Origin of the sequence: Orlajensenia leifsoniae, from assembly GCF_004570845.1 — a bacterium.
GTDB lineage: Bacteria > Actinomycetota > Actinomycetes > Actinomycetales > Microbacteriaceae > Orlajensenia > Orlajensenia leifsoniae.
In genome coordinates this window covers 313,667-337,546 of the sequence record NZ_SPQZ01000004.1, presented here as the reverse complement: position 1 = coordinate 337,546, position 23,880 = coordinate 313,667, and the positions used below count along the sequence as shown (strand labels likewise).

Genomic DNA, 23,880 nt, shown 5'->3' with positions numbered 1-23,880 from the left:
CGTTTTCTGGAACGGCACGCCATACGCGAGCCCTTCGTCCGGGACCGATCAGCGAAATGAGTGATGACACCGATGTCGACCCTCCGATACGCCCTCGTGGGCAGCGGACACCGCGCCCAGATGTACGTCGACGCCATCCTGGGCGCGCACAGCGACGTCGCTGAACTGGTGGCGCTCAGCGACCCGAACCCGACGCGCATCGAGTACTACGCGTCGCGCGTGCGCGACGCCGGCGCCGCGGAGCCGAGCCGCTGGCACCCCGACGACCTCGAGCGCATGGTGGCCGAGGCATCCGTCGACCGTGTCATCGTCACGAGCCCCGACGTCACCCACGCCGCCCTCATCGTGCGCGCCCTCGAGGCCGGAGCCGACGTCGTCGTCGAGAAGCCGCTCACGATCGATGCCGACGGATGCCGCGCCATCGTCGACGCGGCCGAGCGCACGGGCCGCAGCGTCGTCGTCACCTTCAACTACCGGTACTCGCCGCGCAACTCGGCCCTCAAGCAGCTGATCAGCTCGGGCGAGATCGGCCGGGTGACCTCGGTGACCTTCGAGTGGGTGCTCGACACGGCGCACGGTGCCGACTACTTCCGGCGCTGGCACCGGGAGAAGGCCAACTCGGGCGGCCTGCTCGTGCACAAGGCCTCGCACCACTTCGACCTGGTGAACTGGTGGATCGACGCCACTCCCACCCGCGTCTTCGCTTCGGGGGGACTGCGCTTCTACGGGGCCGAGAACACGGCCGGGCGCGACCTGCCCGCTCGCAATCCGCGGGGCACCCACGACGGCGCGCACGACCCGTTCGAGCTCGATCTGCGCGATGACGAGCGGCTCCGCGCCCTCTACCTCGACGCGGAGAAGCACGACGGCTACCTGCGCGATCGCGACGTCTTCGACGCCGGCATCACGATCGAGGACAACATCGCCGTGATCGCCGACTACGACTCCGGCGCGACCCTCAGCTACGCCCTCAACGCGCACGCCCCCTGGGAGGGCTACCGCGTGGCCGTGAACGGAACCCGGGGCCGGGCCGAGCTCGAGGTGGTCGAGCGCGGCGCCGTCACGGTGGGCGACGACGGCGCACTCGTGCTCGATCCGAGTGCGCAGAAGGATCCCCGGGCGGATGCCGCAGCCGGTGCCGCGGATGCCGCCCCGCTGCGCCCGAGCGGCGAGCGCCTCATCGTGCAGAACCACTGGGGCCTCGCCCGCGAGGTGCCGATCGAGAACGGCGACGGCGCTCACGGTGGTGGCGACGCGCTTCTGCTCGCCGACGTGTTCCGCGGGCCGTCGGCCGATCCGCTCGGTCGCCCCTCCGATTACACCGACGGCCTGCGCTCGGTGTCCGTCGGCATCGCGGCGAACCTCTCGCTCGAGACCGGCCTTCCCGTGCAGATCGCCGAGCTGGCGATCGGCCACCCGGCGCTCGATTCCGCGGCGGCGACTGCGGCCGGATCTGCCGCCGGCGCGGTGGCGAGCACCCGATGACCACCATCGTCACCGGCGGCTCCGGCCGCCTCGGGCGCAGCGTCATCTCCGGGCTGGCGGATGCCGGTCACGACGTCGTCTCCCTCGATCGGGCTGCGGCATCCGGCCTCGACGTCGACCAGGTCGCGGTCGACCTCACCGATCCCGCAGCCACCGCCGCGGTGTTCGAGCGCCTGCGCCCCGACGCCGTGGTGCACCTCGCCGCCATAGCGGTGCCGTTCAGCGCTCCGGAGCGCACGATCCTGAGCACCAACACCGCTCTCGCCTTCGGCGTGATGGAGGCGGCGATCGCCGCGGGCGTCGAGCGCATCGCCGTGGCGAGCAGTCCCACGGTGCTCGGCTACGGAGCCCCGAACGGCTGGCTGCCGCCGGCGTTCCCGCTCGACGAGCGCACACCCCTGCGGCCCTGGCACGCCTACGGCGTCTCGAAGCTCGTGGCCGAGGAGTCGATGCGCATGCTCGCACGCACCACCGGCGACAGCGTGAGGTTCGCCGCCTTCCGACCGTGTTTCGTGATCGCCCCCGAGGAATGGGAGGGTGCGCCGACCCAGCAGGGGCACACCGTGCGGGAGCGCCTCGACGACCCGGCACTCTCGGCACCGGCGCTGTTCAACTACGTCGACGCCCGCGATGCGTCGCGCTTCGTCGCCCTGCTTCTCGAGCGCCTCGGCGACATCCCGAACGCCGAGTCCTTCTTCGTCGGCGCAGACGACGCGCTCGCCCGTCTCCCGCTCGCCGACCTGCTGCCGCGATTCGTGCCGGGCAGTGACGAGCTGGCGGCCGGCCTCACCGGAACGAGCCCGGCGTTCTCGAGCGCGAAGGCGCGCGAGCTGCTCGGCTGGCAGCCGCAGTACTCCTGGCGCAGCGAACTCGCCGACACCACCACCCCGACCGACACCCTCTCGAGGAGCCACCCATGAACTTCGACGGAATCCTGTTCTTCCCCGTCACCCCCTTCGACGGCCAGGGCCGCATCGACACCGGCGTTCTCGCCGACCACGTCGCCACGGGCGTGCGCCACGGCGCCGGCGGGGTCTTCCCGGCCTGCGGCACCGGCGAGTACCACGCCCTCTCTCTGAGCGAGGTCGCGACCGTCGTCGGGGCTGCTGTCGACCAGGTCGCCGGAGCCGTGCCCGTCGTCGCGGGCAGCGGCGGCGCTCTCGGGCACGCTGTCGAAGCGGGTCGCGCTGCGGCGGATGCCGGAGCCGACGCCCTGCTCCTGCTGCCGCCCTATCTCGTCTCGGGCACCCAGAACGGACTCGTCGCCTACGTCGAGGCCATCGTCGAGGCATCCGATCTCCCCGTGGTCATCTACCATCGCGGCTCGGCCCAGTACACGCCGGCCACGGTCGCGCGCCTCGCCGCAGACAGCCGCGTGATCGGGTTCAAGGACGGGACCGGCGACATCGGGGTCGCCCAGCAGATCGTTCGGGCCGTCGCCGCGACGGGCCGCGCCGACTTCCAGTTCTTCAACGGCCTGCTCACCGCAGAGCTCTCGCAGGGCGCCTACCGAGGCATCGGCATCCCCCTCTACTCCTCGGCGGCCTTCGCCTTCGTGCCCGAGATCGCGAACGCCTACTACCGGGCGTACGTCGACGGCGACGAGCAGCGCCGACTCGCGATCCTCGACGGCTTCTACAGCCCGCTGGTGAACCTGCGCGATGAGACTCCGGGCTTCGGCGTCTCACTCGTGAAGGCGGGCCTCCGTCTCGGCGGTCTGCCCGTCGGATCCGTGCGAGCGCCACTCGTCGACCCGAGCACCGAGCAGGAGCAGCGACTCACGGCCATCATCGAAGCCGGGCGCGCACTGCTGTGAACGGCATCCGTTCCTTCGACTCCCGTCTCGTGCGCATCCCCCTGCACCGGCCGTGGGGTCCCGACGTGACGAGCGTGGTGGTGCTGCCCACGCGCGTCGAGCTCGACGACGGCGCCGTCGGCTTCGGTTTCAGCTGGACGCCGACGATCGGCGCCGAGGCCGTGCTCGCACTTCTGCAGCACGACATCTGGCGCACCGCCATCGGTCGCGACGGCGATCCGGAGGCCATCTGGCAGAGCGTCTGGGAACACCTGCACGAGGCGGGCGGCGGCGGGCTCACCACCATCGCGCTGGCCGGGCTCGACCTCGCCCTCTGGGATGCGCGGGCACGGGCGAACGGATGCTCGATCGCCGACGAGATCGGCATCCGCCACCGGAGTGTGGAGGTCTACGGCAGCGGGGTGAACCTGCACTACACGACCGATGAACTGCTGGCACAGGTGCAGCGCTGGATCGACGCCGGGCACGATGCCGTGAAGATCAAGGTGGGTCGACCGTCACTGGCCGAGGACGTGGACCGCGTGCGAGCCGTCCGCGAGCTCCTCGGCGATGACCGCCGCCTGATGATCGACGCGAACCAGCGCTGGGATCTCGAGCGCGCCACCACGGCCATGCAGGCGCTCGAGGCCTTCGATCCCGCCTGGATCGAGGAGCCGCTGCGGGCCGAAGACCTGCCTGGGCACATCGTCCTGGCCGGCCGCACCTCCGTGCCCATCGCCGTCGGCGAGAACCTGCACACCCGCCAGCGCTTCGACGAGTTCCTGCAGAGCGGGGCCGCGGGCGTCGTGCAGCCCAACATCGTGCGGGTCGGCGGCATCACGCCGTTCCGCCGCATCGCCGCAGCAGCGCTCGAGCACGGCGTGCCGCTGTATCCGCACCTGTTGCCCGAGCTCTCGGGGCAGCTCGCCCTGACGCTCGACGGCGCCGGGGCCGCCGGCATTGGCCCGGCCGGCTCGGTGCTGGTCGAAGACGTGGAGGATGCCGGCTTCGGCGAACTCGGCGCTCTCAGGGGCCCGAGCCCGGTGCGCATCGCGGACTCCCGTCTCACCCAGACCGGTTCGCCGGGCCTCGGACTCCTCTTCACGGAAGGCTTCACCTCATGACCGACACCGCTCTCCTCGCGCAGACCTCCCCGACCGACGACGCCCGGCTCGCCGCTGTCACTGCAGCCGCCGCCGGCGCTGCTCCCCTCGTGCGGGCCTCCGACGACGCCGCGCGCGCCGGCTGGCTGCGCGCCGTCGCCGATGCCCTCGACGCCAACACCGCAGAACTCGTGGCTCTCGCCGACGAGGAGACCCACCTCGGAACCGTGCGCCTCACCGGCGAGGTCGGCCGCACCACCGGGCAGCTGCGGCTGTTCGCGGCGGTCATCGACGACGGCGCCTGGCGTGAGATCACGATCGACCACGCGGATGCGGCTGCGACCCCGCCGCGTCCCGAGATCCGCCGCATGCTCACCGCCGTCGGACCTGTCGCGGTGTACTCCGCGTCGAACTTCCCGTTCGCCTTCTCGGTGGCGGGCGGCGACACCGCGTCGGCTCTCGCGGCCGGCTGCCCCGTCATCGTGAAGGCTCACTCGGGGCATCCGCGCCTGTCCGTGCGCACGGCCGAGATCGTGACGGATGGCCTCGCCGCGGCCGGTGCTCCCGACGGCATCTTCGCGCTCGTCTCCGGACGCGAGGCCGGCAACGCCCTCGTGCAGCACCCGGCCGTCGCCGCCGCCGGCTTCACCGGATCGCTCTCGGGCGGCCGCGCCCTCTTCGACCTGGCCTCGAGCCGGCCCGACCCCATCCCCTTCTACGGCGAGCTGGGCTCGATCAACCCCGTCGTCATCACGGCCGCCGCCGTCGAGGCCCGCGGCGCCGCCCTCGCGACCGGACTCGCCGGGTCGTTCACGCTCGGCTCCGGCCAGTTCTGCACCAAGCCCGGCGTGGTGTTCGTGCCCGCCGGAACGCGCTTCGCCGACGACCTCGCCGCTGCCGTGGCTCCGACGACGACCGGCCGCCTGCTGACGGACCGCATCGCCGACGCGTTCCCGGCTGGTCTCGGCGCCCTCGTCGGAGACCCCTCGGTCTCCATCGTCGTCGGAGCCATCGACGATGACACCGACGCCCCGCAGCCCATCGTGCTCCGCACCGACGCCGGCGCCGTAGCGGCCCGCCCCGAGACGCTGCTCGAGGAGTGCTTCGGCCCGGTCACCCTGCTCGTGGAGTACGCCGACGAGGCCGAGCTGTTCGCAGCCCTCGCCGTGCTCGGCGGATCCCTGACCGCGACGATGCACTCCGAGCCGAGTGACGATGCGGCATCCGTCGTCGAACGCCTCTCAGAGATCGCCGGACGCGTGCTGTTCGCGGGCTGGCCCACGGGCGTCGCCGTCACCTGGTCGCAGCATCACGGCGGACCGTGGCCGGCGACCACCTCGCTGCACACCTCGGTCGGCGCGAGCGCGATCCGTCGGTTCCTGCGTCCGATCGCCTTCCAGGACGCCCCGGATGCGCTCCTCCCGGCACCGCTGCGCGACGCGAACGTCGCCCGTGCGCCCCGCCGCGTCGATGGTGAGCTGCAGCTGGCCGCGCGCTGACCCTGCCGTCTCCCGCGCGCTGAAGCCCGGACGCAGTCCGCGGCCGAAGCGTCCCGCACCCGCAACAGGCCGGATCTGACCTTTCGCACGAGCACAGGCAAATCCGGCCTGTCCCCGCAGTTCAGGCCTGTTCTCGATTACGTCTTCTGTCCCCGCTGGCAGAGGCACGGGAGCGCAGCGAGCGGATCGGGAAGCGCTTCGACCGCGACTCCGTCGGGCCTCAGCGAGCGGGTCATCACCGTCCCCGCTGGCAGAGGCACGGGAGCGCAGCGAGCGCGCCGAAGCCCGCCACCGTCGAACCGCGCAATGCACCGCGCTTCGACGGCGACTCCGTCGCTGTCTCTGCGGGCGCATCGGGACGCCCTCAGCGCTCCAACGTCACCGGACGCTCGACTCCGCGCACCGCGATCGTCGGCCACGCCGGATCGCGGGTGAGCACCTCCAGTGCCGCCTCGCCAGCTGCGTCGCCGGCGGCATCCGGCACCAGCAGCACGGTGTCCTCCACCTTCACGCCCGGGGCGCTCGGGTTGAGCGCGAACGCCTGCCCGAACTCGATCGGCTCGTCGACCCCGGGCGCGAGGCGCGGATCGCGGCCGTTGTAGCCGGCCGCGCCGCCCTGATGGTGCCGCTCCCACTCGTCGTCGGCGAAGTCGTGCGCGGGATACGCCGCGGTGATGGTGCCCAGCACATCCGCGAGGCCTGCTCGGCGTCGCAGCGCGTCGAAGCCGTCGGCCTCCACCTCGAGGATCCGCCTCTCGGCATCGAGCTCCGACGCTGACGCTCCTCCGAACCTCACCCACCGGGTGACGTTCGCGATCAGACCGTGGCGGCGCGCGCAGACGACGGCCATGGCGCGGCGGCCGAGGGCGGCATCCGTCGGCAACGGATGCCGCTCCGCCAGCCGCGACTCCCCCGCGACCAGCAGCACCACCGGATCAGCGCCGAGTTCGATGAGTCGCGAGGCGAGCCTGGCTGCGATCGCGCGCTCGGTGTCATCGGGGCCGGCGGCACGCAGCACATCGCCGAGGGCCGCGGCCGCATCGGCGCCGAGTTCCCGGTAGCGGTCCTGCTCGACCGGAAGCAGCACCCGTCGAGCAGCGCGCAGCTCGGCGTCGACCGCTGACTCCCGCAGGGCCGCATCCGTCGGCACCGCCTCGAACCACGCCCGCTCGACCAGCTCGACACCCGCAGGCAGCTCCTCGGCGCGCAGGCGATGACCCTCGTTGCTGGTCGCGAACACCGTGACGGATGCCGCATCGACGCGCACCGCCACGATCGGCGGAGCCGCCAGGCTCACGTGCACCCGCGCGCCGCCGAGCATCCAGGCGACGGCGGCCTGCGACTCGAGCAGCACGCTGTCGGCGCCGCGCTGCCGCAGGATGGCGCGCACCCGATCGTGCTTGGCGCCGAGCTCGTCGCCCTCCTCGGGTTCGGCATCCGTCGCAGCAGCCACACTCATGCCTGTCGCAGCAGCTCGGCGACGCGCTCGTCAGCGAGCTCCCCGTCGGCGACCAGCCCGGTGAAGCTCCGCACGACGGACTCGCCGGGCCGCATGAGCACCTCGGACTCCCACGCCAGCGACGATCCGATGCCCGGATAGTCGGCCACGCGGACGAACCACGGGTCGGCCCTGGTGACGTCATCCGCCCCGGCCAGCGCGACCGTGGCCGTGCCGCCGTCGAACTCGGCGGTCCAGGCGATCCACGGCGCGATCGCTCCGTGACAGGACGCCTCCCCTGCTGCCTCCGCCGTGCGTACCCGCACCTCGGTGCCGCGAGCGAGCCGCCAACTCAGTCCGCCGTAGCCGCCGCCCGCACGCCCGTTGCTGCCGGGACTCCCCAGGCTGATCGCATGATCGGTGGCATTCGCGAGCTCGAAGGTCAGCCGGAAGGTGACGACGCCGGGGGCGACCTGCTCGAACCGGAGTTCCTGATTCTCATGCAGCCGGACCACAGCATCCGGCCCGATCCAGTCGCTCCGGGAGCTCAGCGAGCCATCGCCGACGACGGCCTCCTGCACTTCGACGCGCCCATGGTCATCGAGCCACTGGTAGCCGGAGCCGTGCACGTAGGTGCGTCCGCCCCAGAAGTTCACGCCGTCGACGTGCTGCACCCCGACCGACAGACCGATGTGCCAGTCGTGGTCGCGCGGATGCGCGTCGCTCACCACGACGCCCGCCGGCGTACGGAGCGGATGCAGGAACGGACGCGGTGACGACGTGGGGGTGACCGTCGAGCCGTCGCCCCAGACGGCGACGGGGGCATCGGATGCCGCGACACCCGCAGCACCGCACGCCGCTCCGGACGCCGCTCCGGACGCCGCGGCGATCGTCTCCTGCCGTCCGCTCGGCGCCGCCACGGCCCAGGGCACCCGCATCTCGCTGAACAGCGCGCCCGCGGCCGCGGTGCGCTGCACCCACCAGTCGACGTCGTCGACCACCGGATGCGCCGCATCGCCCTCGCCCTGCCAGGTCACGAAGGCGGCGTCGATCGCGAGGGGTTCGTCGTGCGTGCGGATCGCCTCGAGCACCTCCATGTAGGCGCCCGAGTCGACGAGCGACGACAGCAGGGGCTCGCCCGTGGCCCGGTGCGCGAGCAGGTTCTCGAACAGGTCGGTGCGTCCGTGGGTGACGGATGCGGCCGTGCCCGTCTCGGCGACGCCGCGCACGGCATCCGGTGCTGCATCCGGAGCCGCCTCCGCCCCCGCGAGCTCGTCGCGGGTGTACCAGAACGTGAGTTCGCCGGCATCAGTGCGCACCGAGAGTTCGGGATCGTGCTGCTCGGCGGCGCACAGCGTGAGCGCCGCGCTCACCACCTCGCCACTCTCCAGCCGCACTCGCAGGCTCGTGGTGTCGTCGCTCTCGATGTCGTTCGCCCGGTAGAGCTCGACCTCGACGCTCGCGACATCGTCACGCCGGCGGGCGCCGGCGATGCGCAGCGCCGTCGCCACGGCGTGCGCCAGGGGGTTCGTGGCGACACCGTCGATCATGGGCTTTCCGTCGACCACGCGTTTGCCCGCCCAGGGCGAACGCGACCAGTAGGCGCGATCGCGCAGCCAGGTCGCGTGCGCGGCCACCGACCACACGGTTCCGTGCGCGGCAATCGCATCGAGGGCGTGCGAGCCGAGGCTCTGGAACCCCACCTGCACTGCCCGCCCGGTCTCATCCTGCACCCGCAGCAGGCGCTCGAAATCGGCCATGCTCGCCACGGGAGGTTTCTCGACGTAAACGTCAGCGCCGGCTCTCATGGCGGTCTCGGCCAGGTCGGCGTGCGTGCCGATCGGAGTCGCGACGATGACGATGTCGACCCGGATGCCTGCGGCATCCGTCGACCGCAATGCGTCACCGAGCGACGGATGCAGCGGCACGTCGGCCCCGTATCCGTCGGCAGGACCTCGGTGGGGGTCGGCGAGGGCGACGAGCTCGACGCTGTCGCGCAGACGCTCAAGATTGCGCAGATGTACGGCACCGAAGCCGTTGGCGCCGACGAGGATGACGCGCGGCTTCGCGAGCGATGCGGCGCTCGTGTCGGTCGCCTGTGTCGTCGAGGTCTGGCTCATCGAACTCCCTGGGTCACCGTTGACTGATCCGTTGCTTCCACGTTACCTCAGGCGGAAAACGTTTTCCATTCCCGTTGCCTCCCACATCGCTGCTCGAGAACAGGCTCGATCAGCCCGCACAGGCCAGAACGCACCATTCCCAGCCTGCCCAAGCCGATCGGGCCTGTTTTCAGCAGGTCGCTGAGGTCAGACGCTGATGTCGTAGGTGCGCAGCAGTCCGCACATGCCGAACTTCGGCTCTCCGTCGTGGGGCGAGGCTGACGTCGCACCGCTGACCCCGAGCCGCGCGCTACGGCCGGCGGCGAGATCGTCGAGCAGACCACGCGTCCGCGACACGTCACCGAGCACCCGCTCCTCCCAGATCCCGCGCCACTCGGCAGCGCGCCCCGAGACCAGCTTCACTGCCGCGGCGTAGAACTCCTCGAGCGGCTCCGGGCGTCCGGCGAGAGCGGCCTCCCGCAGCAGCCCGAACCCCTCGACCGCCAGGTCTCGCCGGCGCGCAGCCGCGGCTGAGGCGGCCGCACGGTCGATAGAGGCATCCGGCAGCGTGGCGGCGTCGGCGTAGCGAGCGGCATCCGCCACCACCGCAGCGGGGAACGTCATGACCGCGTCCCCGGCTTCGGGCAACCCGGCGTTCGACATGATCACGGCCACCTCGAGTCCCCCGTGGTTGACGGCACGATGAATCGTGCCGGCGCCGAACCAGATGACGCTCCCCGCTGCCAGCTCTGCCGTGTGGAAGCCGGCGCGGTCGATGGTCTGCAGCTCCCCCGAGCCAGCCGTCACGATGTAGGCCTCGGTCGACACTGTGTGCAGGTGCGGGGTGCCGCCGTGCAGCGCGTCGGGTGCTGCATCCGTATAGACGTTCAGCCTGGTGACGCTCGTCCCCCCGGGGAACGCTGCACCGGTCATGAGCGGCTGTCCTCCAGGAGTCGATTCGAGACACGCCCCGCGTCCAGCAGCCCGCGCCCGAGATCGGCGAGCCGAGCGGCCCCGCCCTCCTCGCCGTGACCGTCGGCGATGACCACGGCATACCTGAAGCGGATGCTCTCCCCCGCCTCGAATGCGAGCTCCTCGCTGAAGAACGGGGCCGGGCACAGGCAGGCGAACTCCTCGCTGCGGGCGAACCACTGGGGCGGATGCCGCGGATTCTCGACGTCGTCCACGATCACGAGGGTCGAGGTGCCGCCCGAGCCGTCCTGCCGGCCGGTGAAGCCCATCCACTCCAGCCGGGATCCGCGCAGCTCGTCGCCGCCGTCGCCCAAGGGTGTGCGCACGGTACCGCCGGTGAACGACCGCGGGCCGCGCCAGAACAGCCCGCCGTAGCCGGCGTTCTCGCGCCCCTTGGTGGTGGGGGATCCGATGGAGATCGTGGCGTCGGAGGCGTTGCGCATCGCGGTCTCGAACACGAGCACCCAGGCGTCATCGACCAGGTGGACGCCGATGCGGCGGTCCTCCTCGATGATCGGCCGACCGTCCTGGGTCATCCAGCGGAGCCTGTGCGCGATGGTCGCGGCATCCGCCGTCGCCTCGAGCTCCGTCATGCGTTCGTGCTCTGCCCGACCGTTGTTCTCGAGCTGCACGTAGAACTGCCCGTGCACGTACGTCGGCCCGCCCCAGAAGTTCTCGTCTCCGACGTGCGGCAGCGACCAGGCGATGCCCTTGTGCCAGACGTGGTCGTGCGGACGGAACAGGGTGACCGGGTCTCCGCCCCGGGTGCGCAACGGATGCAGGTAGGGCTTGGGCGACTCCAGTTGGACCGTGTCGGGCCTGTAGGTGTAGCGCGCGAGTTCCACGTCGCCGTCGCGGACGATCACATGACTGTCGAGCTCGTGGGTGACGGTGATGCTCATGCGCGTGCTCCGCTCAGCCAGGGTGCGCCGGTGCCCAGCATCGACGTGTAGAAGGGATCGTCGCCGTCGATCGACCCGCGGACGACGGTGCGGTCCTCGAAGGCCGAGGCGTAGATCGAGGCGACCAGGTCCATGGTCTGGCGAGCGTCGTCGAAGCCGACGGGCGCGGGAAGCCCGGCATCCAGCGCGTCGAAGATGGCCGTGAACTGGGCGGCGTGGCCGCTGCGCACCTCGGCGGCGGACGACCCGGCCCACGTGTCCGCCAGCCCTTCACGACCGGGCGCCGCGGCGAACCGCCAGTCGGCATCTCCGTAACCGTAGAGGTGCTCCAGCTCCACCGTCGCGTGCTCGAAGTCGAAGCGCAGCGAGCTGGTCTCGCGCGGCGACACGAGGGAGTTCAGCACCGTGGCCACCGCACCGTTCTCGAAGGTGACGATGGCCGCCGACACGTCCTCGGTGTCGGTCGGGCGGTCCTGGCGAGCGGCGACGGCCCGCACCGACTGCCAGGGCCCGAGGATCGACAGCAGCAGGTCGAACTGGTGGATGCCATGCCCCATCGTCGGCCCGCCGCCCTCGATGTCCCAGTTTCCGCGCCACGGAACGGCGAAGTAGTCGGCATCCCGGTACCAGAGCGTGCTGCACACGGCCACCAGCGGCCGACCGAAGCTGCCGTCGGCCACGGCCTGACGCAGACGAACCGCACCGGACCCGAAGCGCTGCTGGAACACGGCGACGGCCTGCGCTCCGGTCTCCCGTTCCACGGCGATGGCTTCGTCGATCTCGGCCAGCGTCATGGCCGGCGGCTTCTCGACGAGGGGAATCGACCCCCCGCGCAGCACCGCGGCAGCGAGCGGCAGGTGGGAGCCGGGTGGGGTGCAGATGTGTACGAGGTCGGGCTTCTCGGCGGCGAGCATCTCGTCGACGGATGCGTGCACTCGCGGAATCCCCCACGTCTCGGCGAAGGCGCGGGCACGGTCGAGGTCGATGTCGACGACGGCGGTCACCTCGGCGCGCCCTCCCAGAGCGCGGATGCCTTCGATGTGGGCGACGGCGATTCCGCCGGTTCCGACGATCGCGGTGCGATAGGCCATGGTTCTCGTGACGTCCAATCAGGTCCAGAAGCGGCGGAGGTGGAGAGGTGATCGTGGTGCCGAAGCACGAGCTGCGGTGGAGAGGAGTGCGGGTGGAACGATGAAGGGGAGGCGATTCCTCGCCTCCCCTTCATCCGATCATCAGGCGTTGGCGATCGCGTCCTTGAGGTCCTTGATGAACCCCTCGGCGGCCTGGTCGGGAGTGAGCTGCTTGAACAGCACCTGCTCGGTGTACTGCTTGAGCAGGGCCTCGATGGCGCTTCCGCCGGGAGGCGTCACCGCGGGAGCGTCTCCGACGTCCTCCGACAGGCCGTCGAGGAAGGCCACGACCTCCTTGTCGGTCTCCGACAGCTTCGGCTCGATGTAGGCGCGGATCTTCTCGTTGGCGGGAACGCCGCGCTCGGTCAGCAGGATGTCGGCGGCCTCCTCGGTGTTGGCGAGGAAGTTCACGAACGCCGCCGCCTCGGCGGGGTGCTCGCTCCGCGAGGAGATCGACCAGTACATCGACGGCTTGTAGTACGCCGAGCCGTCGGCCTCGCCGTCAGTGGTCGGAACCCGCAGCGACTGCAGCGGCGAACCGCTGGCGTCGGACAGAGCGGTCAGCTGGCTGTTCCACCACGGTCCGAATGCGGCGGTGTTGGTCGCCGTGAACGATTCGGCGAGTCCACCGCTCTGCTTCTCGATGATGTTCGAGGCCGGAGGCGTCGTTCCGTCATCGACCATGTCGAGCAGCTGCTGGTACCAGCTGGAGACGGTCTCGGGCTTGATCGTGACCTCGCCGTCGGTGTACAGCGCGTCTCCGTGCTGGCGGGCCCAGTTGTTCAGGCCGCCGTCCTCGAAGCCCCAGGGTGCGACACCCCACTCGGCACCTCCGCCGGCTGCGGAGACCTGGGCGCCGATCTCGGCGAGGTCGTCCCAGGTCCAGGTCTTGTCGTCGGGGACCTCGATGCCGGCCTTCTCGAGGAGGGTCGGGTTCGCCATGATCGAGTAGCTCGTGAGGCCGACGGGGATGCCGTACAGGGCGTCGTCGAGCGTGCCCGTCGCGAGCGCCGTCTCGGGGAAGTCCGAGGTGTCGACGGCATCACCGAGGGACTTGATGTCGAGGAGGGCACCGCGGTCACCGTAGGTGGCGATGTACTTCTCGTCCATCTGGATGATGTCGGGGGCATCATTCGCAGCGGTCTCCGTCGCGAGCTTGTCCCAGTACCCGGCCCAGTCCGTGAACTGCGGCTCGATGGTGATGTTCGGGTACTCCTTCTCGAAGGCCGCGATGACCTCCTCGCTGGCAGCCGTGCGGGCATCGTTGCCCCACCAGGTGAAGCGCAGGGTGACCGGCTTGTCCGACAGCTCGGGGGCCTCGTCTCCGCCTCCTCCGGCTGAACATCCGCTCAGAACCAGGGCCGTGGCCATCCCTGTGGCGATCACGGCGGCGACGCTGCGCGCGCGAGTCTTGCCTCTCATAGTGTGCGTCCTTTCGTATGTGTGCAGTGTGGATGGTGCTTGTCGGTACTACTTGCCGCCCGTGGTCGCGATACCGCTGATGAGGTAGCGCTGACCGAACAGGAAGACGAGGAAGATCGGGATGAGCGAGACGACGCTCATCGCGAACATGGGGCCCCACGACGTCGACGACTGCGCATCCATGAAGGCGCGGAGTGCGAGCGGGATCGTGTACATGTTGGGCTTGGTGAGGTAGATCAACTGGGAGAAGAAGTCGTTCCAGGTCCAGATGAAGGTGAAGATGGCGGTGGTCGCCAGCGCCGGAACCATGAGCGGCAGGATGATGCGGAGGAAGATCCGCGGATGCCCGCAGCCGTCGAGGCGCGCAGCCTCGTCGAGCTCCGTCGGGATGCCGCGGATGAACTGCACCATCAGGAAGATGAAGAAGGCGTCGGTGGCGAGGATCTTCGGCAGGATCAGCGGCAGGAACGTGTTCACCCAGCCGAGCTGACTGAACAGGATGTACTGCGGAACGATGATCACGTGCACCGGGAGCATGATCGTGGTGAGCATCACCACGAACCACCAGCGCTTGCCGCTGAACCTGAGTCTCGCGAAGGCGTAGGCGGCCATCGAACACGACACCAGGTTGCCGACGATGCAGCCCAGAACGACGAGGACCGAGTTGATCAGGAAGACACTGAACGGCTCGGAGAGGGTGTTCCAGCCGACCGTGTAGTTCTCGACCTCGAAGCTGTCGAAGATGATGCCCGGGTTCCGGAAGATCTCGTCGGTGGGGCGGAGCGAGCTGACGACCAGCCAGATGACCGGGTAGAGCATGAGCAGTCCGACGAGGATCAGCACGATGTGCTTGATCACACGCTTCCAGCCCGGCTTGCCCGACGCCTTGGCCAGCCTGCGGCGTTCCCGCGGATCCATCGTGGCGTTCGCCCCGGCGACGGCGACGAAGGACGACGTCGGAGCTTCGATTGTTTCAGTCATCGTAGAAAACCCAATACTTGGAGGCCCAGAAGTTGATGGCGGTGAACGCCCCGATGATGAGCAGCAGCACCCAGGCGAGAGCCGAGGCGTAGCCCATGTCGAAGTTCGCGAAACCTCGGTTGTAGAGGTACAGCGTGTAGAACAAGGTGCTGTCCGCCGGCCCTCCTGTTCCGCCCGAGATGATGAACGCCTGCGTGAACGACTGGAACGCGTGGATGATCTGCAGCACGAGGTTGAAGAAGATGATCGGCGTGAGCAGGGGAAGCGTGATGCGGAGGAACCGCTGCCACTTCGTCGCTCCGTCGACCTCCGCGGCCTCGTAGTACATCGTGGGGATCTGGCGGAGCCCGGCGAGGAAGATCACCATCGGAGCTCCGAAGGTCCAGACGTTCAGGGTGATCAGCGTGCTGAGGGCGGTGGATGGATTCGCGATCCAGCTCTGCCCCTCCACGCCGAAGAAGCCGAGGAACACGTTGACGAGCCCCTCGGAGCCGAAGACCTGCTTCCACAGCACCGCGATCGCGACGGACGAACCGAGCAGCGACGGCAGGTAGAAGACCGAGCGGTAGAAGGCGAGACCGCGCAGGCCCCTGTCGAGCAGCACCGCGAGCGCCAGGGCGGCAGCGAGCTGCAGCGGAACCGACACGAACACGTAGACGAAGGTGACGCCGAGGGCGTTGTGCAGCCGCTCGTCGCCGAGCATGCGGGTGAAGTTCTCGAGGCCCGTGAACTTGGGCGCCTGCAGCAGGTTGTACTTCGTGAACGAGAGGTACAGCGAGACCAGCATCGGGCCGACGGTGATGAGCGAGAGACCGAGGAACCAGGGAGCCAGGAAGAGGTAGGCGGCCTTGTTGTCGCGCCGATCGGCCTTCTTCTCGGCCTTGGTCTTCTTGTCGGTGCTGATCTTGCGGAGTTCGCCGATGGCGCTCATCGAAGAGCCTCCACAGCGGGGTGTCCATTGATGGTGACCACGATCACACTCCTGTTCAATCACCGTTGATTCACGATTTGGGAAAGCGTATTCCGAACCGTTCTGACAGTTCTAGCATGTCGTCATGCGAGACGCAAACACCAATCGGGCGAGGGTCTCCGGATGCCACGGGCCGGTGTGCGGCGCCAGTGGCCGCGCCGTGGAATATGCTTTCCCGCACACCGGGACGCGACGAGGATCCCCCTCTTCACGCCGGACGAGGAGCCCCCATGACGTCGCCAGACCTGCCGGCGAATCCCCCGACTCTGCACGACGTCGCCCGCGAGGCCGGCGTCTCGTTGGCGACAGCATCCCGCAGCCTGAACGGCAGCGCCCGCACCGTGCGCGAGCCCTACCGCGAGAAGGTGCTGGCCGCGGCCGCCCGCCTCGGCTACACCCCCAATCTCTCGGCCCAGGCCGTGGCCAAGGGCTCGACCATGACGGTCGCCCTGCTCGTCGCCGACATCGCGGACCCGTACTTCTCGTCGATCGCCGCCGGAGTCATCAGGGCGGCGGATGACGTGGGCCTGGTCGTGACGATGGCCGCGACCGAGCGCGACACCCGTCGCGAGCTCGAGTTGGTGCGGGCCATGCGCGGCCAGCGACCACGAGTGCTGATCCTGGCCGGATCACGAGTGGAGGGCGACGAGAACGAGCTGGCCCTCCGCGCCGAACTGGAGGCGTTCCAGTCCACCGGCGGGCGGGTCACCCTCATCAGCCAGAACACGCTGCCGTTCGAGACGGTACTGCTCGACAACTTCGAGGGCGCCAGGGCCCTGGCCGCCTCGCTCGTCGAGCTGGGTTACCGGCGGTTCGCCGCCATCTCGGGAGTCGCATCCCTGCGCACGGCCCGCGATCGCCTCACCGGCTTCCGCGCCGGCCTGGCCGACCATGGCATCGACCTCTCCGACGACGATGTCGCCGTCACAGCGTTCACGCGCGACGGCGGCTACGCCGGGGCCGAACAACTCATCCCTCGCATCACCGATTTCGACCTCGTCTTCGCCGTCAACGACGTCATGGCCGTCGGCGCCATGTCGGCGCTGCGGGATGCCGGCATCGCCCCGGGCGTCGAGGTCGGGGTCGCCGGCTACGACGACATCCCGACCGTGCGCGACGTGACGCCCGCGCTGACGACCGTGCGCATCCCCCTCGAGGAGGTGGGCGCCCGCGCCCTCGCCCTCGCGATGGGCACCGGGGAGCAATCGGCACCCATCGCCACCGAGGTCATCCTGCGAGCCAGCACCCCGCGCAGGGGCTGAGCCTCCCGCCACGAGCCGCACCCTCGCCCACCCTCGCCGATCGCCCGGTTGCGGACCGGCCGATTTCTGATCTACACTCCGGTAAACGCTTTCCCGCACACCCAGCTCGTGCGGCGAACCGGTTCCAGGACAGAAGGAAGCAGAACGTGTCAGAGCAGACAATCGGCATCATCATGAACGGCGTCTCCGGGCGCATGGGCTACCGGCAGCACCTCGTGCGCTCGATCCTCGCCATCCGGGAGCAGGGCGGTGTGCTCTTGAGCGACGGAACCCGCGTGCAGGTGGAGCCGATCCTCGTGGGTCGCAGCGAGGCGAAGCTCGCCGAGCTGGCCGCCAGGCACGACATCGAGCACTACACGACGAACCTCGATGAGGCCCTCGCCGATCCGCGCTGGGAGATCTACTCCGACTTCCTCGTGACCAGCGCGCGTTCTGCAGCCATCCGCAAGGCGATCGCGGCCGGCAAGGCCATCTACACCGAGAAGCCGACCGCCGAGAGCTTCGAGGAGTCGCTCGAACTGGCCCGTCTCGCATCGGAGGCCGGCATCAAGAACGGTGTCGTGCACGACAAGCTCTACCTGCCGGGCCTGCAGAAGCTGAAGCGCCTGATCGACTCCGGCTTCTTCGGCGAGATCCTCTCCGTGCGCGGCGAGTTCGGCTACTGGGTGTTCGAGGGCGACTGGCAGCCCGCCCAGCGCCCCAGCTGGAACTACCGCTCGGAGGACGGCGGCGGCATCGTCGTCGACATGTTCCCGCACTGGAGCTACGTGCTCGAGAACCTGTTCGGCCGTGTCGAGTCGGTCTACGCCCGCACGGCGACGCACATCCCCACGCGCGTCGACGAGAACGGGGACGCCTACGCGGCCACGGCCGACGACTCGGCCTACGCGGTCTTCGAACTCGAGGGCGGCATCGTCGCCCAGCTCAACTCGAGCTGGGTCGTGCGTGTCAACCGCGACGAGCTCGTCGAGTTCCAGGTCGACGGCACCCTCGGCTCGGCCGTGGTCGGCCTGTTCGGCGCCAAGGTGCAGCCGCGCGTCGCCACCCCCAAGCCGGTCTGGAACCCCGACCTCGCCGACAGCCACGACTACTCCTCCGACTGGATGGAGCTGCCCACGAACGACGTGTTCGAGAACGGCTTCAAGACGCAGTGGGAGCAGTTCATCCGTCACGTCGTCGAAGACGCTCCGCACGAGTACGATTTCCTCGCCGGAGCCCGCGGCATGCTGCTCGCCGAGGCGGGTCTCGAGAGCTCGCGCACCGGACGCCGCATCGACCTCGCGCCGCTCGACGAGTCGGCGCTGATGTCGCCGGAGCCCGAGGGGGCCGAGGTGACAGATGCCGCTCCGGATGCCGCATCCGACCACTCCTCGTCGGTGCTGAGCCCGGCCGGGGTGTGATCGTGACCCGCATCACCCTGCTGGCGGCCGACGGCACCACGAGCTCGACCGAACTCGCCGCGGCACCCGCGCTGGCGAAGCCGCGCCGCCCGCTGGAAAGCCGCGTGGCCTATGCCGCCGCCCACGTCGTTCCCCTGCCGTGGGCGGACAACACCCCCGGCCAACCGGCCGCCATCGACTGGGACGCCACCCTCGCCTTCCGCCACCACGTGTGGTCGTGGGGCCTCGGCGTGGCCGACGCGATGGACACGGCTCAGCGCAACATGGGCCTCGACGCCGCGGCGACCCGCGAGCTCATCAGCCGCAGCGCCCTCGAGGCCTCCGGTGTCGGCGGCAGCCTGGTGGTGGGCGTCAACACCGACCACCTCGACGACGAGAACCTCACGCTGAACCAGGTCATCGACGCCTACAAGGAGCAGCTGCACTTCGCCGAGGACGCCGGCGCGGGCGCCGTGCTCATGGCCAGCCGCCACCTCGCGCGCGCCGCGCGCACCGCCGACGACTATCGCCGTGTCTACCGCGAGGTGCTCTCCGCCGCCGGGGCACCCGTCGTGCTGCACTGGCTCGGGACCGCCTTCGATCCGAGCCTCGCCGGGTACTTCGGCAGCACCGACACCGACGCGGCATCCGAGACCCTGCTCGAGATCATCGGATACAACCGCGACCGCGTCGCGGGCGTCAAGATGAGCCTGCTGGATCCAGACGCCGAGATCGCCGTGCGCGCGAAGCTCCCGACGGGTACCCGCATGTTCACGGGCGATGACTTCAACTACGTCGGCCTGATCGAGGGCGACGATGTCCGGCACTCGGATGCCCTGCTCGGGGCCTTCGCCACCCTCGCCCCGCAGGCCTCGGCCGGCATCCAGGCACTCGACCGCGGCGACACCGACGGGTACCGCCGCATCCTCGGTCCCACCGAGGCCCTCTCCCGCCAGGTCTTCGCCGCGCCCACCTACTACTACAAGACCGGCGTCGCGTTCCTCAGCTGGCTGAACGGCCACCAGGCCGCCTTCAGCATGGTCGCCGGCCTGCACGCGGCCCGCAGCCTGCCGCACCTCTCCGAGATCGTGCGGCTCGCGAACGCCGCCGGATCCCTCGAGCGCCCGGAACTCGCCGCAGCCCGATGGCACGGTCTGCTGGCGTTGAACGGCATCGACGTGTCTGCGCCTCCAGCCCGGCCCAGCGAACCGGCCACGCACGCCGAGGCCGCCGCAGCCGAGGCCCTCGCATGAGCGCGCACCCCCGACTCAGCATCAACCAGGCCACGATCAAGCACGCGCCGTTCGACGACGCTCTCCGGGTCGTTCGCGACGCCGGAATCGAGAGCATCGGCCTGTGGCGTGAACCCGTCGCCGAGGTCGGACTCGTCGAGGCGGCTCGCCGCCTCGAGGACTCGGGGCTCCGGATGTCGACCTACTGCCGCGCCGGCTTCTTCACCTCCCCCGAAGGCCCCGAACGTCGAGCATCGCTCGATGACAACCGGCGCGCCATCGAGGAGACGGCCACCCTAGCCGCTGCCGGAGCACCCGGATCCGAGGCCGTGCTCGTGCTCGTGGCCGGAGGCATCCCCGCCGGAAGCACCGACCTCGCGGGCTCCCGCGAGCGGGTGCGCGACGCCATCGCCGAGCTGGCCCCGGATGCCGCAGCCGCCGGCGTGACACTCGCGATCGAGCCGCTGCACCCGATGTACGTCTCCGACCGCGCCGTCATCTCCATGCTCGGCCAGGCTCTCGACATCGCCGAGCAGTTCGACCCCGCCACCGTCGGCGTCGTCGTCGACACCTTCCACGTCTGGTGGGATCCTCAGCTGTTCGAGCAGATCGCCCGCGCGGGCGGTCATGGCGGAGACGGCGGCCGCATCGCCACGTACCAGGTCTGCGACTGGGCGACTCCACTCCCAGCCGATGTGCTTCTGGGGCGCCACTATCCGGGAGACGGCGTGATCGACTTCGGCGCCATCACGCGCGCGGTCCTCGCGACGGGCTACAGCGCCGACATCGAGGTCGAGATCTTCAACCAGCAGATCTGGGACTCACTCTGGACCGACGTCGTCGAGCGCACCTCGGAGGCCTTCTCGGCGGCCGTGGGCGTGCACCTCGATGCGGCAGCACCCGTCAGACGCTGAGCGACCCGGACAGGCTCATCCCCGCGGCGGTGCCCCGATCGCGCGCACTTGACGGCGCGCCTCGTCGATGGTCTCGAGCACGGCGATCGAGCGGCGCAGCGGATGCAGCGCGGACTGCGTGCGTCCCTCGCTGATCTCACGGGCGACGGATGCCGCCTGCCAGGCCAGCCCGTCGCGGCCCTCGAGCCCCGACTCATCGCGCCAGAGCAGCTCGGCACCGTCGGGGCCGACGAGGGCGAAGCTGCCGGGCATGAGGAACAGCGGATCGATCTCGATGCGCGCTCGCGTTCCGAAGATGCGCGCCTCGGCCGTGGTCTGCACGAAGAGCGAGGTGCTGAGCAGCGCCTGCGCACCCTCATCCCCGTCGAGCACGAGCGACGTCTGACCATCGACGCCCGTGGCCGCGAGGGTTCCGGTCGCCGTGACGTCGGTGGGAGTGCCGAGCACGAAGTGCGCGAACCAGACGGGATAGATGCCGAGGTCGAGCAGGGCACCGCCACCCAGGGCGGGGTCGAAGATGCGGCTGCTCGGGTCGAACGCCGGCTTTCCGCCGAAGTCCGCCGTCACGAGCTGCACGTCGCCCAGCACCCCATCGGCCAGCAGCGAGTTGATCACCGTCGTCTGCGGCAGGAAGCGCGACCACATCGCCTCCATGGCGAAGACTCCGGCGGCCTCGGCCGCAGCAGCAACCTCGCGCGCCTCGGCCGCGGTGGTGCCGATCGGCTTCTCCACCAGGACGTTCTTTCCGGCGGCGATGGCCAACAGCGCCAACGTGCGGTGCTCGCTGTGCGGCGAGGCGATGTAGACGATGTCGACGGCGGGATCCGTCACCAGCGCCTCGTAGGAGTCGTACCAGTTCGCGACGCCGTGTGCCGCCGCGAAGCGCGACGCGCGCTCGGAGCTGCGTGACGCGACGGCCACGACGCGCTGATCGGTGTTCGCGTGCAGGGTTCCGACGAACGCGTTCGCGATCATCCCCGGTGCGAGCACGCCCCAGGCCAGTGTCGGCCCGCCGCGCAGCGGCGCGGCCGTGGAGACCGGGAGCGCCCGGGGAAGAGAGGTCATGAACGCGATTGTAGAGGTGCCGCCCCCTACGGGGTGGGCGGGCGCCATCGAAGAAAGTGACGTTTTGTCGCCATGATCGCGCTTCTATAGCAAGAAATGCGGCGCGTTGCCACCCCTTCGGAAGATTCCGCAGGCCATGCCAGAATTGGCGAGGCCCAAACGGGAACCCCCTCAACAGGGGTGATCGTGAAGCGGCCCACACGGAGGGTGTCGGTCACAAGTCGGCTCCCACAACAGAAAACGGGAACAACAGAATATGAATCTTCTTCTCATCATCGTGGCCGTCGTCGCCGTCATCCTGCTCTTCACGGGTGGATTCGTCTCGGCACTCAACTGGCTGATCTGGGTCGGAATCATCCTGCTCGTCATCGCGGTCATCGCGTGGCTGCTGCGTGTCATCGGCGGACGCAAGTCCGTCTGATCCAAAGAACTGAGGAAGGGCCCGTGCGCATCGCGCACGGGCCCTTTTCTTGTCCAGCGGCCGTCCTGCTCGGGCGGCCCTCAGGCAGTGCGGAGTCTCAGCGCCGCACCTCGACGGCGGTGATCCCCGAGAAGTTGAGCCAGAGCTTGTCATCCGACTCCACGATCGTGGCCAGCACGTTGTCGCAGCTCGCGCAGCGCACCACTGTTCCCGGCGTCCCCTCCCAGACCATCGCCCGGGCGAGCACGTCGATCGCGCCGCAGCCGGCGCACCGAGCCGACGCCGTCGTCGGGTCGAAACGGAACAGCTCCGAGAGCACGCCGGCGAGCGAGTTTCCGTCGAGATGCGTCATGACGTTCCTCCGAAGCGTTCCGTGCGGATGGACCGCGGATCGTGGCCCAGGTCGACGAGCCACTCAGCAACGGTCTCGACGAACGTCGTCGACCCGCAGAGGTACACGCGGGGGTTGTCGGATGCCGGGAAGACGGACGACTCCACCACCTCGCGCGTGATGCGGGCAGGGGTGACGGGCCAGCCGTCGGGTGCGCGCCGCGTGTAGATGAGGTCGACGCGCAGTGCGGGCATCCCGCCGTCGTCGGCGAGGACATCGGAGAAGAACACGTCGTCGGGCGTGCGCACCGAGTACAGCAGGCGGAACGGCGTCGAGTCGTCGGCGGCCACGTGCGACCGGATCATGGCGACGAGGGGGACGACACCCGACCCGCCGCCGATCAGCTGCACGGGGCGGGCGGATGCCGCCACACTGCCGCCCCCGTCACGCTCGGCTGCAGCATCCGGAGCCGCATCCGGCTCCCAGACGAACCAGCCGCCGAGGGGTCCGTGGATCTCGAGCATGTCGCCCACCATGAGGTCGTCGACGAGGAACGGCGACACCTCACCGTCGGGCAACTTGTCGACGGCGAGGTCGACGCGGCTGCCGGGCCCCGCCGAGGCGATCGAGTAGGAACGCGTCGCCGAATAGCCGTCGGGGGCGGTCAGACGCACGTCGAGGTGCTGCCCGGCGATGTTGCCCGGCCAGCCATCGACGTCGATGATGATGCGCCGGGCGCTCGGTGTCTCCGGGTGGGCCTCCACCACCGTGCCGACGCGCCAGGCTGTGTCGGATGCGCCACTCACCAGTAGCGTTCCTCTTTCCAGGGGTCGCCGTGGATGTGGTAGCCGGACTGCTCCCAGAACCCGGGCTCGTCATCGGCCATCATCACGAGGCTGCGCACCCACTTGGCGCTCTTCCAGAAGTAGAGATGCGGCACGATGAGGCGTGCCGGCCCTCCGTGCTCAGGGTCCAGGGGTTCGCCGTCGAACTCGAAGGCGATCCAGGCCTGGCCGTTCAGCAACTCGTCGAGCGGCACGTTGGTCGTGTAGCCGCCGTAGCTGTGAGCCATCACGTAGTCCTGGCTGGTCTCGACGTCGGCGAAGAGGGTGTCGAGCGACACTCCACGCCAGGTGGTGCCGAGCTTCGTCCAGTGCGTGACGCAGTGGATGTCGGTCGTCACCTCCTCGATCTTCTCCGCCATGAGCTGCTCCCACGACCACGTGCGCGGTTCTCCGCTCTCGGGCACGATGGAGAACTCCCACTCGGCCGTGTCGATGTGCGGCGTCGGTCCGGCCGAGAGCACAGGGAAGTCTCCGACCTCCGTCTGCCCCGGTGGAATCCGAGGGTCGCGGTCACGCGAACGTCCGGAGAATCCTCGGGTGATGAACGACATCGGATCCCCTTTCGACTGCAGCACGGAAAAGGCGGCAGTTCCCTCACGATAGTGACGCCGAGGGAGCCCTGTCACGCAATGCGT

General features: G+C 69.7%; 22 protein-coding genes. 10 read left to right on the top strand and 12 right to left on the bottom strand.

The genetic code is table 11. The features are described from left to right. The first annotated feature begins 72 nt into the window (after positions 1–72). From E4M00_RS12530 to E4M00_RS12510, 5 genes are read left to right on the top strand one after another with little or no spacing between them, the layout of a single operon-like run. Positions 73–1,485: a Gfo/Idh/MocA family protein gene (locus tag E4M00_RS12530; RefSeq protein WP_135120842.1), complete on the top strand. Its 1,413-nt coding sequence runs from the start codon at positions 73–75 to the stop codon at positions 1,483–1,485. After that, positions 1,482–2,405, top strand: a complete 924-nt coding sequence (locus E4M00_RS12525; RefSeq protein ID WP_135120841.1) for an NAD-dependent epimerase/dehydratase family protein — start codon at positions 1,482–1,484, stop codon at positions 2,403–2,405. The genes E4M00_RS12530 and E4M00_RS12525 overlap by 4 nt, the downstream gene beginning before the upstream one ends. Then, positions 2,402–3,301 (top strand): 5-dehydro-4-deoxyglucarate dehydratase, encoded by a 900-nt coding sequence (locus E4M00_RS12520; protein WP_135120840.1) that lies wholly within the window; start codon positions 2,402–2,404, stop codon positions 3,299–3,301. The genes E4M00_RS12525 and E4M00_RS12520 overlap by 4 nt, the downstream gene beginning before the upstream one ends. Continuing rightward, positions 3,298–4,404, top strand: coding sequence for a mandelate racemase/muconate lactonizing enzyme family protein (locus E4M00_RS12515; RefSeq protein WP_240037081.1), 1,107 nt, complete (start codon positions 3,298–3,300; stop codon positions 4,402–4,404). The genes E4M00_RS12520 and E4M00_RS12515 overlap by 4 nt, the downstream gene beginning before the upstream one ends. After that, on the top strand, positions 4,401–5,882 hold the full coding sequence (locus E4M00_RS12510; protein ID WP_135120839.1) for an aldehyde dehydrogenase (NADP(+)): 1,482 nt from the start codon (positions 4,401–4,403) through the stop codon (positions 5,880–5,882). The genes E4M00_RS12515 and E4M00_RS12510 overlap by 4 nt, the downstream gene beginning before the upstream one ends. A gap of 364 nt (positions 5,883–6,246) precedes the next feature. On the opposite strand, the gene E4M00_RS12505 is transcribed toward E4M00_RS12510, so the two are convergent. The 8 genes from E4M00_RS12505 to E4M00_RS12470 all read right to left on the bottom strand — a co-directional run bounded on the left by E4M00_RS12505 (position 6,247) and on the right by E4M00_RS12470 (position 15,757). Next, the gene (locus tag E4M00_RS12505) at positions 6,247–7,341 is read right to left on the bottom strand and encodes a M24 family metallopeptidase (RefSeq protein ID WP_240037079.1); all 1,095 of its coding nucleotides are present in this window, start codon (positions 7,339–7,341) and stop codon (positions 6,247–6,249) included. Further along, positions 7,338–9,440, bottom strand: coding sequence for a DUF6807 family protein (locus E4M00_RS12500; protein WP_135120838.1), 2,103 nt, complete (start codon positions 9,438–9,440; stop codon positions 7,338–7,340). The genes E4M00_RS12505 and E4M00_RS12500 overlap by 4 nt, the downstream gene beginning before the upstream one ends. Before the next feature lie 186 nt (positions 9,441–9,626). Continuing rightward, entirely contained in the window at positions 9,627–10,352 is a 726-nt protein-coding gene (locus tag E4M00_RS12495; RefSeq protein ID WP_135120837.1) for a cupin domain-containing protein, read from the bottom strand. After that, positions 10,349–11,293 (bottom strand): DUF6807 domain-containing protein, encoded by a 945-nt coding sequence (locus E4M00_RS12490; RefSeq protein ID WP_135120836.1) that lies wholly within the window; start codon positions 11,291–11,293, stop codon positions 10,349–10,351. The genes E4M00_RS12495 and E4M00_RS12490 overlap by 4 nt, the downstream gene beginning before the upstream one ends. After that, positions 11,290–12,384, bottom strand: a complete 1,095-nt coding sequence (locus tag E4M00_RS12485) for a Gfo/Idh/MocA family protein (protein ID WP_135120835.1) — start codon at positions 12,382–12,384, stop codon at positions 11,290–11,292. The genes E4M00_RS12490 and E4M00_RS12485 overlap by 4 nt, the downstream gene beginning before the upstream one ends. Positions 12,385–12,525: 141 nt before the next feature. Then, complete coding sequence (locus E4M00_RS12480; protein ID WP_135120834.1) at positions 12,526–13,845, bottom strand: ABC transporter substrate-binding protein; 1,320 nt, start codon at positions 13,843–13,845, stop codon at positions 12,526–12,528. Positions 13,846–13,893: 48 nt separating this feature from the next. Then, the gene (locus tag E4M00_RS12475; protein ID WP_193555585.1) at positions 13,894–14,826 is read right to left on the bottom strand and encodes a carbohydrate ABC transporter permease; all 933 of its coding nucleotides are present in this window, start codon (positions 14,824–14,826) and stop codon (positions 13,894–13,896) included. After that, positions 14,819–15,757 carry a carbohydrate ABC transporter permease gene (locus E4M00_RS12470; protein WP_135120833.1) on the bottom strand — a complete coding sequence of 313 codons (939 nt, stop codon included), beginning with the start codon at positions 15,755–15,757 and terminating at the stop codon, positions 14,819–14,821. Before E4M00_RS12470 ends, E4M00_RS12475 begins: the two co-directional genes overlap by 8 nt. Positions 15,758–16,026: 269 nt before the next feature. On the opposite strand from E4M00_RS12470, the gene E4M00_RS12465 reads away from it, so the two are divergent. The 4 genes from E4M00_RS12465 (at position 16,027) to E4M00_RS12450 (ending at position 20,583) form a co-directional block, all read left to right on the top strand. Beyond that, entirely contained in the window at positions 16,027–17,058 is a 1,032-nt protein-coding gene (locus E4M00_RS12465; RefSeq protein WP_135120832.1) for a LacI family DNA-binding transcriptional regulator, read from the top strand. A gap of 173 nt (positions 17,059–17,231) precedes the next feature. Then, positions 17,232–18,458 (top strand): Gfo/Idh/MocA family protein, encoded by a 1,227-nt coding sequence (locus E4M00_RS12460; protein WP_135121002.1) that lies wholly within the window; start codon positions 17,232–17,234, stop codon positions 18,456–18,458. Positions 18,459–18,460: 2 nt separating this feature from the next. Further along, positions 18,461–19,690 (top strand): dihydrodipicolinate synthase family protein, encoded by a 1,230-nt coding sequence (locus tag E4M00_RS12455; protein ID WP_135120831.1) that lies wholly within the window; start codon positions 18,461–18,463, stop codon positions 19,688–19,690. Further along, positions 19,687–20,583 carry a sugar phosphate isomerase/epimerase family protein gene (locus E4M00_RS12450; RefSeq protein WP_135120830.1) on the top strand — a complete coding sequence of 299 codons (897 nt, stop codon included), beginning with the start codon at positions 19,687–19,689 and terminating at the stop codon, positions 20,581–20,583. The genes E4M00_RS12455 and E4M00_RS12450 overlap by 4 nt, the downstream gene beginning before the upstream one ends. A 15-nt stretch (positions 20,584–20,598) precedes the next feature. Here E4M00_RS12450 and E4M00_RS12445 read toward each other — a convergent pair whose 3' ends face one another. Further along, a complete protein-coding gene (locus E4M00_RS12445) occupies positions 20,599–21,648 on the bottom strand; it encodes a Gfo/Idh/MocA family protein (RefSeq protein WP_135120829.1) in 1,050 nt (349 codons plus the stop codon). A 256-nt stretch (positions 21,649–21,904) separates the two neighbouring features. Between E4M00_RS12445 and E4M00_RS17865 the strand changes: the two genes are divergently transcribed. Continuing rightward, the gene (locus tag E4M00_RS17865) at positions 21,905–22,069 is read left to right on the top strand and encodes a DUF4175 domain-containing protein (protein ID WP_162241224.1); all 165 of its coding nucleotides are present in this window, start codon (positions 21,905–21,907) and stop codon (positions 22,067–22,069) included. A 97-nt stretch (positions 22,070–22,166) separates the two neighbouring features. On the opposite strand, the gene E4M00_RS12440 is transcribed toward E4M00_RS17865, so the two are convergent. From E4M00_RS12440 to E4M00_RS12430, 3 genes are read right to left on the bottom strand one after another with little or no spacing between them, the layout of a single operon-like run. Then, positions 22,167–22,421, bottom strand: coding sequence for a DUF6510 family protein (locus tag E4M00_RS12440; RefSeq protein WP_135120828.1), 255 nt, complete (start codon positions 22,419–22,421; stop codon positions 22,167–22,169). Next, a complete protein-coding gene (locus E4M00_RS12435) occupies positions 22,418–23,206 on the bottom strand; it encodes an FAD-binding oxidoreductase (RefSeq protein WP_204773006.1) in 789 nt (262 codons plus the stop codon). The genes E4M00_RS12440 and E4M00_RS12435 overlap by 4 nt, the downstream gene beginning before the upstream one ends. Beyond that, the gene (locus E4M00_RS12430; RefSeq protein WP_056168544.1) at positions 23,203–23,796 is read right to left on the bottom strand and encodes a sulfite oxidase-like oxidoreductase; all 594 of its coding nucleotides are present in this window, start codon (positions 23,794–23,796) and stop codon (positions 23,203–23,205) included. The genes E4M00_RS12435 and E4M00_RS12430 overlap by 4 nt, the downstream gene beginning before the upstream one ends. Positions 23,797–23,880 lie beyond the last annotated feature (84 nt).

Excerpts from the sequence above, each read along its gene's own strand:
- E4M00_RS12530 (WP_135120842.1), top strand. The coding sequence starts at position 73 with ATGTCGACCCTCCGATACGCCCTCGTGGGCAGCGGACACCGCGCCCAG.
- E4M00_RS12525 (WP_135120841.1), top strand. The coding sequence starts at position 1,482 with ATGACCACCATCGTCACCGGCGGCTCCGGCCGCCTCGGGCGCAGCGTC.
- E4M00_RS12520 (WP_135120840.1), top strand. The coding sequence starts at position 2,402 with ATGAACTTCGACGGAATCCTGTTCTTCCCCGTCACCCCCTTCGACGGC.
- E4M00_RS12510 (WP_135120839.1), top strand. The coding sequence starts at position 4,401 with ATGACCGACACCGCTCTCCTCGCGCAGACCTCCCCGACCGACGACGCC.
- E4M00_RS12505 (WP_240037079.1), bottom strand. The coding sequence starts at position 7,341 with ATGAGTGTGGCTGCTGCGACGGATGCCGAACCCGAGGAGGGCGACGAG.
- E4M00_RS12500 (WP_135120838.1), bottom strand. The coding sequence starts at position 9,440 with ATGAGCCAGACCTCGACGACACAGGCGACCGACACGAGCGCCGCATCG.
- E4M00_RS12495 (WP_135120837.1), bottom strand. The coding sequence starts at position 10,352 with ATGACCGGTGCAGCGTTCCCCGGGGGGACGAGCGTCACCAGGCTGAAC.
- E4M00_RS12490 (WP_135120836.1), bottom strand. The coding sequence starts at position 11,293 with ATGAGCATCACCGTCACCCACGAGCTCGACAGTCATGTGATCGTCCGC.
- E4M00_RS12485 (WP_135120835.1), bottom strand. The coding sequence starts at position 12,384 with ATGGCCTATCGCACCGCGATCGTCGGAACCGGCGGAATCGCCGTCGCC.
- E4M00_RS12480 (WP_135120834.1), bottom strand. The coding sequence starts at position 13,845 with ATGAGAGGCAAGACTCGCGCGCGCAGCGTCGCCGCCGTGATCGCCACA.
- E4M00_RS12475 (WP_193555585.1), bottom strand. The coding sequence starts at position 14,826 with ATGACTGAAACAATCGAAGCTCCGACGTCGTCCTTCGTCGCCGTCGCC.
- E4M00_RS12470 (WP_135120833.1), bottom strand. The coding sequence starts at position 15,757 with ATGAGCGCCATCGGCGAACTCCGCAAGATCAGCACCGACAAGAAGACC.
- E4M00_RS12465 (WP_135120832.1), top strand. The coding sequence starts at position 16,027 with ATGACGTCGCCAGACCTGCCGGCGAATCCCCCGACTCTGCACGACGTC.
- E4M00_RS12460 (WP_135121002.1), top strand. The coding sequence starts at position 17,232 with ATGAACGGCGTCTCCGGGCGCATGGGCTACCGGCAGCACCTCGTGCGC.
- E4M00_RS12450 (WP_135120830.1), top strand. The coding sequence starts at position 19,687 with ATGAGCGCGCACCCCCGACTCAGCATCAACCAGGCCACGATCAAGCAC.
- E4M00_RS12445 (WP_135120829.1), bottom strand. The coding sequence starts at position 21,648 with ATGACCTCTCTTCCCCGGGCGCTCCCGGTCTCCACGGCCGCGCCGCTG.
- E4M00_RS17865 (WP_162241224.1), top strand. The coding sequence starts at position 21,905 with ATGAATCTTCTTCTCATCATCGTGGCCGTCGTCGCCGTCATCCTGCTC.
- E4M00_RS12440 (WP_135120828.1), bottom strand. The coding sequence starts at position 22,421 with ATGACGCATCTCGACGGAAACTCGCTCGCCGGCGTGCTCTCGGAGCTG.
- E4M00_RS12430 (WP_056168544.1), bottom strand. The coding sequence starts at position 23,796 with ATGTCGTTCATCACCCGAGGATTCTCCGGACGTTCGCGTGACCGCGAC.